Origin of the sequence: Streptomyces sp. NPDC091272 (assembly GCF_044757485.1) — a bacterium.
In the GTDB taxonomy this organism is placed as follows: domain Bacteria; phylum Actinomycetota; class Actinomycetes; order Streptomycetales; family Streptomycetaceae; genus Streptomyces.
This window is the reverse complement of record NZ_JBIVVC010000010.1, coordinates 108772-120836: the sequence shown is the minus strand read 5'-3', so window position 1 is coordinate 120836 and position 12065 is coordinate 108772. Positions and strand designations below refer to the sequence as shown.

General features: G+C 64.8%; 10 protein-coding genes. 6 read left to right on the top strand and 4 right to left on the bottom strand.

Translation table 11 applies throughout. The features are described from left to right. Position 1: 1 nt before the first annotated feature. From ACIQM4_RS25675 to ACIQM4_RS25660, 4 genes are all read left to right on the top strand, one after another. Entirely contained in the window at positions 2-526 is a 525-nt protein-coding gene (locus ACIQM4_RS25675; RefSeq protein WP_401595934.1) for a MarR family winged helix-turn-helix transcriptional regulator, read from the top strand. A gap of 952 nt (positions 527-1478) precedes the next feature. Next, positions 1479-3827 carry an MMPL family transporter gene (locus ACIQM4_RS25670; RefSeq protein WP_401595932.1) on the top strand — a complete coding sequence of 783 codons (2349 nt, stop codon included), beginning with the start codon at positions 1479-1481 and terminating at the stop codon, positions 3825-3827. A 99-nt stretch (positions 3828-3926) separates the two neighbouring features. Further along, positions 3927-4646, top strand: coding sequence for a response regulator transcription factor (locus ACIQM4_RS25665; protein WP_401595930.1), 720 nt, complete (start codon positions 3927-3929; stop codon positions 4644-4646). A 47-nt stretch (positions 4647-4693) separates the two neighbouring features. Continuing rightward, positions 4694-6073 carry a sensor histidine kinase gene (locus ACIQM4_RS25660; protein WP_401595928.1) on the top strand — a complete coding sequence of 460 codons (1380 nt, stop codon included), beginning with the start codon at positions 4694-4696 and terminating at the stop codon, positions 6071-6073. A gap of 5 nt (positions 6074-6078) precedes the next feature. On the opposite strand, the gene ACIQM4_RS25655 is transcribed toward ACIQM4_RS25660, so the two are convergent. Beyond that, a complete protein-coding gene (locus ACIQM4_RS25655; RefSeq protein ID WP_401595925.1) occupies positions 6079-6393 on the bottom strand; it encodes a hypothetical protein in 315 nt (104 codons plus the stop codon). 119 nt (positions 6394-6512) lie between these two features. Beyond that, the gene (locus ACIQM4_RS25650; RefSeq protein WP_401595922.1) at positions 6513-6941 is read right to left on the bottom strand and encodes a MarR family winged helix-turn-helix transcriptional regulator; all 429 of its coding nucleotides are present in this window, start codon (positions 6939-6941) and stop codon (positions 6513-6515) included. Positions 6942-7314: 373 nt separating this feature from the next. Between ACIQM4_RS25650 and ACIQM4_RS25645 the strand changes: the two genes are divergently transcribed. Beyond that, on the top strand, positions 7315-8196 hold the full coding sequence (locus ACIQM4_RS25645; RefSeq protein ID WP_401595919.1) for a LysR family transcriptional regulator: 882 nt from the start codon (positions 7315-7317) through the stop codon (positions 8194-8196). A gap of 171 nt (positions 8197-8367) precedes the next feature. Here the strand turns inward: ACIQM4_RS25645 and ACIQM4_RS25640 are convergent, their stop codons facing one another. Together ACIQM4_RS25640 and ACIQM4_RS25635 are read right to left on the bottom strand one after the other, a co-directional pair. Further along, positions 8368-9222, bottom strand: a complete 855-nt coding sequence (locus tag ACIQM4_RS25640) for a fumarylacetoacetate hydrolase family protein (protein ID WP_401595916.1) — start codon at positions 9220-9222, stop codon at positions 8368-8370. Between the two features lie 89 nt (positions 9223-9311). Then, a complete protein-coding gene (locus ACIQM4_RS25635; protein WP_401595914.1) occupies positions 9312-10631 on the bottom strand; it encodes a CitMHS family transporter in 1320 nt (439 codons plus the stop codon). 217 nt (positions 10632-10848) lie between these two features. On the opposite strand from ACIQM4_RS25635, the gene ACIQM4_RS25630 reads away from it, so the two are divergent. Further along, positions 10849-12042: a carboxymuconolactone decarboxylase family protein gene (locus ACIQM4_RS25630; RefSeq protein ID WP_401595911.1), complete on the top strand. Its 1194-nt coding sequence runs from the start codon at positions 10849-10851 to the stop codon at positions 12040-12042. Positions 12043-12065 lie beyond the last annotated feature (23 nt).

The window sequence follows — 12065 nt, the reverse complement described above, 5'->3', positions numbered from 1 at the left end:
GGTGATCGAGACCGCTGAGGAAGAGGGCAGAATGGACGGCAGCGCACCGGGTCCGCAGACGGAACACAGCCGACTCCTTGAGGGACTGCGCGCCCATGGCATCGCCTTCAACGAACTGGGGCGTCGGCTTGGCGCGCAGGCAGGGCTCCACGTCACCGACGCCAGCGCCCTCGTCGAAATCCTCGGCGCCCAGGACAGCGGCCGGCCGCTGACCCAGACACAGCTCAGCCAGCGGATCGGACTGACCACCGCCGCGACCTCTTCCCTCCTCAACCGCCTCGAAGCCGCCGGGCACGTCAGGCGTGCCCGCGACAGCGCCGACCGACGCCTGGTGACCCTTCACTCCACCGACAGCGCGGAAGCCCTCGTCGACCGCTTCTTCGACCCGCTCGTCATGCGGATGTCGGCCCTCGCCGATACCTATCCGCCCCAGCAGTTGGCCGCCTTCACCCACTTCCTCGAAGAGATCTGCACGACCATGAACACCTACGCCGGTGAGGTCGCCGAGCAAAAGACCCGTGGCTGACCTCCACCCGCCCTCCGGGCGGGCACTCCCCCCGGATCGAGAGATGGTGCCCGGGGAACGCAACGCCCGTCGGCAGGGCTCGATGCGCGAGGGCGTCGGCACAGAAGGCTGAGAGACAGCCCCCGTTCGCTAGTCCGATCTCAACGAGTTTCGACGAGTCTCGACGAGGCGCTCCCCGCGACGAGGACTCGGGCACGGGACACGTGGGTACGGGCGGCCTGAACCGTCGACCGCGCTGCCGCAGTGGTGCCCGCACCTCCATACCGCTTCGGGGACCGGCCACCGGTGATGACCGCCTCAACCGCCTTGGCATCCAACTCCCGCAACACAGTGCTGAGTTCCGCTTTTCTCTGGGCCGCCATGGTCACGAAGAGGGGGGCGAAATCGGCTGCACGTATACGGCACACAGCGGTGCTTTCTGTGCGCCGCGGTCACGGCTCCTGGGAGCAGCCCACTGGCCGTCCATGGCCAGCGGCACCGCCGTAATGCCCAGACGGCCGGCGATGGACCGGAGAACCGGATACGTGAGTTCCTCCACGCCCAGACGGCACCCTCGGGGAACCAGCACCGCGAGTGCGGCGGTGATGGCCTGCCGCCCGTTACCCGCGAACAGCACACGGGCCTGGCCGGGTTGCCCGCTGCCGCGGGAAAGTGTCCAGACCGCTGCGGTGCGCTCTGCGGCGGTGCCCGACACTTTGGCTGTTACGAGCGGCGACGCCGGCGCGGAGGCCGTGAAGCGGTCCTTGGCGCACCTCCACGCTGTGGTGGACGCGCCCGCTGCGAACCTGAGGGGACCGCAGGACGATCATCAAGAAACCGTCAGGTTCACCGTAGGGCTGCCGTCAAGTTCGCCGAGCAGGATCAGCATCTCCACCACCTACCGATGAGGGATGCAGGCATGGCTAGGCTCTTGTACCGGCTGGGCGCTTTCGGCGCTCGACGGTGGCGAACGATGTTGGTCGGATGGCTCGTGGCGCTCTGCGCGGTGATCGGCCTGGGGTTTTCGCTCGCCGGCTCCTTCCAGGACAGTGGCTCCATCCCTGGGTCGCCGGCGCAGACCGCGCTGACGAAGATGGACCGCCATTTCCCCTCTCCGCAGGTGCAGTCCGCGCAGATCGTGTTCCAGAGCCCCTCCGGCCAGAAGGCGACTGATCCCGCCCTGCGGAAGGCACTGGCATCGACGTTGGCAGCGACAGGAAACGTCCGCGGCGTGACGGAGGTCAGTGATCCGATCGAGGACGGGACGGTCTCCAAGGACGGGCGCACCGCGGTCGCGGAAATCAGCTTCACCACGAAGAAGGACAAGGACGTGCCGGTCGGCACGCTTGACGCGGTCAAGAAGGCGGGGAGCCAGGCCGAGCGGGCAGGCTTCAAGGCGGCCTACGGCGGTGACGCCTATGCGTACTCGACATCGCCCTTCGGACCGCCAGAGATGGTGGGCCTGGGTGTGGCCCTGGTCATTCTCGTGCTCACTTTTGGTTCGCTGCTTGCCGCGGGGCTGCCGCTGCTCACCGCCATCCTCGGCGTCATCGCCACCATGGCGGCCATGACGAGCGCGGCCACGGTGGCCGGGGTGACCGACAGCGCGCCGACCCTGGCGATCATGCTGGGACTCGCTGTGGGTATCGACTACGCCCTGTTGATCGTCTCGCGTCACCGGGCCCAGCTCGCTGCGGGTATGCCGGTTGTGCAGTCCATTGCCAAGGCCAACGCGACCGCGGGCAGTGCAGTGGTGTTCGCGGGCGCCACGGTGGTCATCGCGCTGGCCGGCCTGTCGGTGGCCGGCGTCCCGATGCTGACCTCGATGGGACTCGCCTCCGCGGGAGCCGTCGCCGTCGCCGTCGTCCTGGCGCTGGGGCTGCTGCCCGTCCTGCTGGGCATGGTCGGTAGCAAGCTCACCCCTAAGCCCAGGAGCGGTCGTAAGCATGGTGCGCCCGTGGGTGACCGGCACGTGGCCGGTGAGCGCTCGCACGGTTGCAGGGGCCGGTCCATGGGCCTGTCGCGTTTTCGTCCCCGCTTGCTGAGCCGTCCGATACACGTGCTGGGCTACGTCTACGCTCCACTCGGCAGCACCTTTCGCAAGGTCATTCCTGGAACGAGTAGCGGCCGCGGCCGCGGAGCGGCATCCGCTGGTCAGGCTCCCATGGGGGAGCGCTGGGTCGCGGGTGTGCTGCGCCGGCCAGTGAAGACGCTGGTGATCGGAACCGTGGCTCTCATCGCTCTGGCCCTTCCGGCTCTGCAGCTCAAGCTCGCCGTCACCGACGAGGGCAACAGCCCCACCAACACGTCGAGCCGCCAGGCATACGACATGGTCAGTGACGCGTTCGGACCCGGGGCGAACGGCCCGCTCGTCATCCTGGTCGAAGGTGACGAGGCGGCCACTGTCAGGTCGACGGCCTCCGCTGTCGAGAAGGAACTGCAGGACGTCAAGGGCATCGCGGACATCAGCGGTATCGATGTCGCCGGGGACAGGACGGCCGCACGCATCCAGATCATCCCTGACACCGGCCCGCGGACTCAGGAGACCAGCAAGCTGGTGTCGCACCTGCGCACCGAGATGAAGCCGCTGGCCGAGTCGAGCGGCAGTTACGTCGCCGTCACCGGACTGACCGCCGTGAGTATCGACGTCTCCGAAAAGCTCAGCGGCGCACTCGTCCCCTTCGCGATCGTCGTGGTCGGACTCTCCATACTCCTGCTGATGATCGCGTTCAGGTCCGTTGCCATCCCCATCAAGGCGACCGTCGGATTCCTGCTTTCGGTCGGCACCGCGTTCGGAGCCACCGTGGCGGTCTTCCAGTGGGGCTGGCTGGCCGGACTGCTGGGGGTCGCAAGCACGGGCCCGGTGGCCAGCTTCATGCCCATCATCGTCATGGCGGTACTCTTCGGCCTCGCCATGGACTACGAGGTGTTCCTCGTGTCCGCCATGCGAGAGGACTACGTACACCACCGCAACGCCCACGCCGCCATCCTCACCGGAGGCCGCAATGCCGCCCGCGTGGTCACCTCCGCCGCCCTCATCATGATCTCGGTCTTCATCAGCTTCCTGTTCTCGCACAACGCCGACATCATGCCGATCGCGCTCGCCCTGGCCTTCGGCGTCATGGTGGACGCCTTCCTGGTCCGCATGACCCTCGTGCCGGCGGTGCTGGCCCTGCTCGGCGACCGCGCCTGGTGGCTGCCCCGGCGCCTGGACCGCCTCCTGCCCCATCTCGACGTCGAGGGTGAGAACGTCGAAGTGATCGACGCACCCGACGCGGGTCCGCAGGTCCCCGTCAAGACTCCCACCTCAGTGGGTGTGTGACGCCATGAATCATTACGCTGATACTGGTGCGTACTTAGCACATCGCCGACAGAAGCCGTGGATGTCGGGCTGCCCACCCCGCCCGTACAAGGAGTACGTATGAACGCCGTCGACGCACCGGGCGCCACCGACCGGGTGCTGGTGATCGATGACGACCCCGGTATCAGGCGCCTGCTGATCTCGGCACTCGGCTTCGCCGGCTTCGAGGTCGACGTGGCGGGCGACCTGACCGAAGCCCTCGCACAGGTCGCCCGCCGACTCCCCGACGTCATCGTCCTGGACGTCATGCTCCCGGGGGCGGACGGCTTCGAGATCCTCCAGCTGCTGCGCGCCCGCGCCATCGACGTACCGGTCCTCTTCCTCACGGCACGTGACGCGGTCGAGGACCGGGTGCGGGGACTGCGCCTGGGCGGGGACGACTACGTCACCAAGCCCTTCAGCGTGGTCGAGGTCGGTGCCCGCCTGCAGGCACTGCTCCGACGGGCCCGCAGTGGGAGTTCTGTCCCTGAGGCGGCACCGTTGAACTGCGGGAACCTTACGATGGACGATCTTCGTCACGAGGTTCGCCGCGCAGGCCACACAGTTGAACTCTCACCCACCGAATACCGCCTGCTGCGCTACTTCCTGAGCCACCAGGACCAGGTCCTCTCCCGCGCCCAGATCCTCGAAGCCGTCTGGCAGTACGACTTCGGCGGCGACACCCTCGTGGTCGAGCGCTTCGTCTCCAACCTCCGCCGCAAGATCGACCACGGCTACACCCCGCTGCTGCACACCGTCCGCGGCGTCGGCTACACCCTCCGAGAGCAGGGTAAGAAGTGACACTTCGCGGCCGACGTGCCTGGTTCTTCTCCAGTGTTCGCTCTCGGTTGCTCGCCGGCCTGGCCGTCCTGCTCGTATCCGGTCTGACGGCCAGCGCCGTCATCAGCGCCATCCTCGTGGAGGACTACCTGGACAAACGCTACGAGCGGACTCTCCGAACCAGCGCCGATGGCTTGACCGAGGTCATCAAACGTGGCCCGCAGACCGCCAACGCCGACCAGCTCGGCAGTCTCCTGGGGCCCCCGATGGGCCTGGTCGCCGTGGACGCGGACAACAAGGTGCTGCTGCGCACCGGTTCCGCCGCCTCGGCAGCACATCAGGTCGCCGAGCTCAGCACGACCGTGCCGACCGGGACCATCGTCGGGTACGACGGGCGTGGCAAGCAGGACAGCCTCGCCGTCATCCGGATCGCCAGTCCCGGGCTCGTCGTCGACCGAGGCCCTGCCCAAGACCTCGTCAAGCCGGCCGCCCTCATCCTTACCATCAACACCTCCGTCGACGACGCCACCACAGGCGCCCTCATCCAACGCCAACTTGCCCTGGTGGGAGCCGCTTTGCTGCTCCTGCTGGGACTGGCCGTCCTCGTCCTGCGCCTGGGCCTGCGCCCGCTGGCCCGCATGGCGCGCACCGCCGACGCCATCGCCGAGGGCCATCTCACGGAACGGCTGCCGACCAAACGCAACGGCAGCGAAGCCGACCAGCTGGCCGAAGCCGTCAACCGGGCCTTCGACGCGCAGGCACGGGCGGAGGCGACCGTACGCTCCCTCGCGGCCGACACCTCCCACGAGCTGCGCACCCCGCTGTCCACCATCTCCGGCTGGCTCGACCTGCACCGCCAGGGCGGCGTCTCGGGTCCGGGCCTGGAAACAGCCCTCGAACACATCGAGAACGAAGTGGGCCGCATGCGCCTGCTCGTCGAAGACCTCGCCCTGCTCGCCCGCCTCGACGCCGGCCGCCCGGTCGAGCAGGACGCCCTCGACCTCACCGCGCTGGCTGCGAGCGTCGTGGAGGATGCCCAGATCATCTACCCGCAGCGCAACATCACCATGAACCCCGCTCCCCCCGCTCCCGTTGTCGGCGAGGCCAATCGCCTGCAACAGGCCCTCCACAACCTCGTCGGCAACGCCGTCCAGCACACCCCCGCCCACACCGCCGTACTGGTCCGACTCGTCCACAACCGGGACGACGTACAACTGTCCGTCATCGACAACGGGCCTGGCATCTCCCCGCAGGACCTGCCACGCGTCTTCGAACGCTTCTGGCGCGCCGAGGCCAGCCGCAGCCGTGCCTACGGAGGCTCGGGGCTTGGCCTGGCCATCGTGGAAGCCATCGTGCACGCACACCACGGCCAGGTACATGTGCAGTCGGAAGTGGGCGTCGGGACCACCGTCACCATCCGCTTGCCCCACGCTCCCCGCGACAGCTGACGCGCTCAAGGACCGTCCCGGCCCGGAAGGTGTTCGCACACCCGCGAGGCCACACTGCGGAACGTCTGCGACCGGACGACGGAAGGCTGCCGTTCGAAGAAGAAAGGCCACTCATGAATACCGCAGTACTTGCCGGCGGCCCGACCCTTGTGAGGGCGGCCATGGCCGCGGCCAAGGAGTCGACCCATGGCATCGCTGTTGTCGTGCAGGCTGCCGACGGTGCGCAGTTTCGGACGCTGATCGAGGCCGGGAGCGGACCGGATGTAATCCTCCTCGACCGCGGGATCCAGCCGGGGGAGATGTGCGAGTTCGCTCATCATGGCCTGACCACAGGTGCCGCTGAGGGAGGTGTTCGACGTCTGAACTCGTCAGCGCAGAAACCCCGTTGGTTATCTGTGGTGTACCTGCGCAAGCACGGCACCCTCGCTCGGTCAGCCGCTCACGAGTCCGCCATCGTGTCGAAGACTCGTCTGGCGATGTCCAGCGCCTGCAACTCGTCGTCGGAGAGCTCGGAGAGCCGCTCGTGGAGCCATGCGTGCTTCACGCGTTGGGACGTGCTGTTCAGCTCATGGGCGGCATCGGTCGCCGAGACCAGCAACTTCCGGCCGTCGCTGGGGTCGGGGCTCCGGGTCACCAGGCCCGCCGCCTGCAGTGCGTTGATGGTCTGGGTCATCGCCGGCTGGCTGATCCGTTCGCGGTCGCTGAGCGCTCGGGCGGTCGCCGGGCCGTCCTTGATCAGGTGTCTGAGTACGTATCGCTGCGTGTTGGGCAGCTGACGGTGCGGAAGTTCGGCCTGCACACGACGGTAGATCCGGGTGACCGCGCGCTGGAGTTCGTCGGTGAGGTCAGCGACCTCGCATGAGTCCATACCTTTAAGCTACTTCATTAAGTTGCTTAAGGGTATGCTCGGCGGTATTGATAGGTGTGGGGAGCACCGCACTGACCTGCGGTCTGGGTTGCGGTGCGGACGATCCGGGGCCAGAAGGTGGTCCGGCTCCAAGAGGGGAGAGCGACTGGGTGGCCTGGGCGGCAAGCCTCTCCTCGGTCAGAATGGTCCTGTCCCAGGCGACTCCATGACTGATGCCGAGCGGCTGCACGGCCCGATTGACCTCCACTCGACAGAAGCTAGCGTGACCCCGCGGTCCGGCCAGACCTTCTGAGGAGACGTGCAGCAGGGTCTGTTTTAGGCCGCGCAGTTCTCGCAGCCATGGCAACAGTGCTGAAAGGGAGCAGGGTGCTCTGTGGATTCCGAATGGCTTGAAGACTTCCTGGCCCTGGTTGACCACGGCGGATTTTCACGTGCCGCCGAGAAAAGATCCGTAAGTCAGCCCAATTTTAGCCGGCACATTCAGTTGCTGGAGAAATGGGTCGGTGCCACGCTTGTTGATCGCAGTACGCACACGGTCAAGCTGACCGAGGCCGGGGTACGCTTTCGCGACGCGGCACAGGAGACGGTTCGCCACCTTCGGGTAGGGCGGGACGAAGCCCGCACGATCGCCAGGATCAGTTCCACCGCACTGCGTTTCGCATCGACCCATGCCCTGTCGATGACGTTCTTCCCTCTCTGGTTCCGTCAGATCGAGATGGGCGATCCTACGGACGCGACCGTGCAACTGACCGCAGGCAGCATGGTCGCCTGTGAGAGGTTGATGGCCGAGGGGCGTTCACAATTTATGCTGTGTCATCACCATGAAGCAGCGGCGACCACGATGGACGCAGACTTCCGCTCGATTTGCCTGGGAGAAGATTTTCTGATCCCTGTCATGTCTCCTGGCCTTGCCCAGCAATTCGAACTGACAGAGGCTCCGAAATTGGCGTTCGCCGAAGAATCCGGAATGGGGCGCATCCTGAGCGCGGTCCGGCGAACCTCCGGACGCACCCCTCCTCGGTACCCGGTCTTCACCTCACAGCTCGCCAGTGTCCTGACCGCGATGGCGCGCGACGGTCGCGGGGCGGCCTGGACAACGCGCAGCCTCGTTGCGGACGACCTTGCGTCGGGCCGTCTGGTCCATGCGGGCCTGGCGGAAGACGACATTCGTATCGAGATTCGGCTGTGGCGGCCGAAAGGGAAACAGGTGCTTGCTGCTGAGCAGTTCTGGGGAAAAGTCAGAGAACGTGTGTGAGACGGCGGACTGTCCGCCCGTCCCGTACTCAGTCGGTCCACGGGTCCGACTGCGCAACCCTGTTGTTCCGGCGTGGACGCAAGTGAGCTGAGCGACCGAGCACAATCGGCGACTACAGACGGTGCGCACCGCGACCCGGAACGCGGGGCGCTCGTAGCTCTCAACGGGACTTCAGGGTGTTGACTCCTGGATGACCGTGTTGGTCAGGGAGCCGAGCTGGTCGATCTCGATCGTGCATTCATCCCCGGGCTTCATCCAGACCTGCGGGTCCCGCAACGCGCCGACGCCACCGGGAGTGCCGGTGACAATCACGTCTCCAGGGCTCAGCGTCATGGCTGCGGAGAGGAGAGCCACGAGTCTGGCGACGTTGAAGATCAGGTCCTTGGTGTTTGCCTCCTGCATTACTTTGCCGTTCAGAATTGTCCTGATGCCAAGGCCGGCACAGCCTGCCGGTAGCTCGTCACGCGTAACGAGCTCAGGGCCGAAACCGCCCGTACCGTCGAAGGACTTACCCATCGTCCACTGCTGAGACTTGATCTGAAAGTCTCTGACCGACCCGTCATTGAACAGGGAGTAACCGGCGACATGATCGAGTGCCTGGTCCTCGCTGATATGTCTTCCGCCGCGCCCCAGAACAACGGCGAGTTCACATTCGTAGTCCAATAGGTCTGATGCTGTGGGTCGCACCATTGGATCGCCGTGTGCGATCAGGCTGTTGGCGAATCGCGCAAAGACGGCCGGATAGGTCGGAGCCTCGAAGCCACTCTCCTGGGAGTGTTCGACGTAGTTCAATCCGATGCAAAGGATCTTTCCGGGACGCGGGACAGGTGGGAGCAACCGGACGTCGGTCAGAGAGAATTCCGGCGCGGTACTCAGCGAGTTCGTCAGATCGGCAAGAGCGAGATCGTCGTGCAGGAAGCTCTGGAGATCACCACCGAGCTCTGAGACGGGACGGCCCCGGTAGCCATTTGCGGATCGGACCGCAACACCCTCTTCATTTCCGGAAACGTAAGTGATGAATCGCAACGACAACTCCTGAGTTGTGTCTGCAACCGCTCTGATTGCGGCTGAGGCAAATGATTGGAAGAGATTAATGCAACCGAAGGCACGCTCCGCTAGACCGCGTAGATTGCTCCGGTGAGCGTGGCACCGATGAGGGCGATGAAACTCAGCCCGAAGCTCCACGGCCAGGCGAACCGCTGCAAGGAGCCGATGTCAGTGCGCAGAAGCGTGGCGAGGAAATAGATCGGTGCTATCAGCGGGCTGAGTGAGTGGCAGGGCATGCCGATCAGAGAGGCTCGGGCTATCACCTCCGGCGGAACACTGAAGGCTGCAGCAGTTTCGCCGAGAACCGGGACAACACCAAGGAAGAAGCTGTCGGTGGACATGATGATCAGCAGCGGCATGGAGAGGACCGCCGTGACAAATGCGAAGAAGCCGCCCCAGCTTTCCGGGACAATCGAGATGATGTTGTTGGACATGGCTTCGACCATGCCGCTCTCGTCAAGAATGCCGGTGAACGCGCCGGCCGCCAGGATGAGAGTGATCAGCATGACGACGGTTCCACTGTGCGGCTGCAACCGCTCTCGCTGCTGACTCAGGTTGGGGAAGTTGACTGTGACGGCCAGTGCGAACGCAGCCATGACCAGCGCCGGCAGGGGAACCACGTCGACGGCCAGGCCGACCATCAGAACAACCGTGAGAGGAAGGTTGAACCAGAAGTTCCGAGGCTCGATGACCTTGCGGGGTTCATGGATGGTTGCGGCTTCGGCGGTGCTTGCGGCCTCGGGGGTCTCGTCCGATGTAGCCCGCACCGCTTCTTCCGCCAGCCTGCGCTTTTCCGAACGGCCGAGGTAGTACGCGAAAACGAGGGTGCTCGCCAGTGAGATGAAGAACGCCGGCAGCATGGGGACGACGATGTCTGCCACCTCGATCTTGAGGGCGATCGCAGTGCGCGCCGCCGGGCCGCCCCAGGGCATCCAATTGAGAATCGGAGAGATGATGCCGAGCAGCATGGCGATGATCAGAGGGTTGAGCCCGATGCGGCGATAGATCGGGTACATCGACGAGACGGTGATGAGCACAGCTGTGGCACCGTCGCCGTCGAGACCGACGATCATGACAAGGACAGCGGTGCCCATCACGATTTTGATCGGATCGTCGCCCACCACCGCAATGATCTTGCGAACAAATGGTTCGAAGAGTCCGCATTCGACCATGACCAAGAAGTAGAGCAGGGCGAAGACGAGCATCACCGCGGTCGGTGCGGTTTCGACAATACCGGAAACCATCATGTCGCCCAGATCCGGGCCAAATCCGCCGATTATCCCGAACACTACCGGGACGAGGATCAGGGCAGCAACAGCGGACAGCCTCTTCGTCATGACCAGCACGGTGAAGAAGCTGATACTGCAGAATCCCAATAGAGTCAACATTCTACGTCCTCCGATTTTGGGGCACTGCCTCGTCTCTGCGGCTGTGTGGCGGATCAACTTAGGTAACTTCCTCAGGAATCTCCAGTGGCAGGGTCAATCTTGTTTGATCCGCATAATTTGATCAGCTATTTGCATTAGCGTCATCGGCTGCCGTCGCCTACTGTTGTGCCAGCGAAATTAGGCATTTTCCTGGGGCGTACCAGATGAGGAAACTTCTATGACGACGCGATACCCGACACGTGTTTTGCCGGTGGACCTGGACAATCTCTTGGGACGCCAGGAGGCTGTCCGCATCAAAATGGGGCCGTACGGCGAGAGCGGTACCTCTGACATGATGAGGACCTTCCTGAATTATCCGGAGTTCGCCCGTTCCCTCGGCAGGATCGGCACCCGCGTCACGTTGACCAGCGAGCTTCCAGTGCGTCTCGCCGGCCTGGCCTCGTTGCGTACGGCGTGGCTGTGCGGCAGTGAGTATCTTTGGGCGCACATTCGTGAGCAGTGTCTGGCGCTTCATGTGACCGATGGCGAGCTGGTCGAAGTCGCGAACGGCAGCGCGGGAGTTTATCTGAACAGCATGGAGCGGCATATCGTCGAGGCGATCGACGAACTGCACCACACTCATTGGCTGTCGGACGAGAAGTGGTACCGGATCAACAGGTTGGGGCCGAATGCGGCCATGGACCTGATAACGACCTACGGTTTCTTCGTGTCACTGGCTGCCGCGGTCAACAGCATGGGCGTGCAGCTGGAAGAAGGCCTCACCGGGTGGGAGGACGAGCGCGACGTGGTGCGCCCAGTGGGCAGAGATATCCCTGCGCCTCTTCGTGTCCTTCCCAAGCGAGTGTTCGAGGCCGATTACGCAGATCTGAACCCGCAGCAGATCGAGCAGACGAACCGCCTGGGGCGGCGCGGCAAGCCGACCACTTCGAAGCTGCAGAAGGCAATGATCAACTACCCGGTATTCCTGGGGGCGTTGGCGCCGTTCGGTAAGCGAGCCATCGACAACACCTCGCTGCCGGCCCGCGTGTGGCAGCTCGCCTCCATGCGGACAGTCTGGCTCTGCGACAGCGAGTATCTGTGGTCCCAGCACCGCAAGGCGTGCCTGAAGCTCGGTGTCACTGACAAAGACCTGCTCGGCGTCGCCGAAGGCCCCGAGAGTGCCTCGCTGGAGGGGTTCGACAGGACAGTGGTGAGCGCGGTCGATGACCTCTACCACCACAACCGGATCTCGGATGAGAACTGGGGCCAGTTCGATCAGTTCGGGCCCGAGGGCGTGACCGACCTCATTCTGGTCCACGGACTCTACGTTCTTCAGTCGTGTGTCGCGCGCACCTTCGGTACGACGCTGGAAGAGGGCTCGCTCGGTTATCTGCCCGAGCTTGAGGTGTTCCGAGACGGTCAGCAGCGCTGAAGCTGGAAGCTGGGAGTGAAGAA

Excerpts from the sequence above, each read along its gene's own strand:
- ACIQM4_RS25650 (WP_401595922.1), bottom strand. The coding sequence starts at position 6,941 with ATGGACTCATGCGAGGTCGCTGACCTCACCGACGAACTCCAGCGCGCG.
- ACIQM4_RS25630 (WP_401595911.1), top strand. The coding sequence starts at position 10,849 with ATGACGACGCGATACCCGACACGTGTTTTGCCGGTGGACCTGGACAAT.
- ACIQM4_RS25665 (WP_401595930.1), top strand. The coding sequence starts at position 3,927 with ATGAACGCCGTCGACGCACCGGGCGCCACCGACCGGGTGCTGGTGATC.
- ACIQM4_RS25670 (WP_401595932.1), top strand. The coding sequence starts at position 1,479 with ATGTTGGTCGGATGGCTCGTGGCGCTCTGCGCGGTGATCGGCCTGGGG.
- ACIQM4_RS25655 (WP_401595925.1), bottom strand. The coding sequence starts at position 6,393 with ATGATGAGCGAACTCGCACATCTCCCCCGGCTGGATCCCGCGGTCGAG.
- ACIQM4_RS25635 (WP_401595914.1), bottom strand. The coding sequence starts at position 10,631 with ATGTTGACTCTATTGGGATTCTGCAGTATCAGCTTCTTCACCGTGCTG.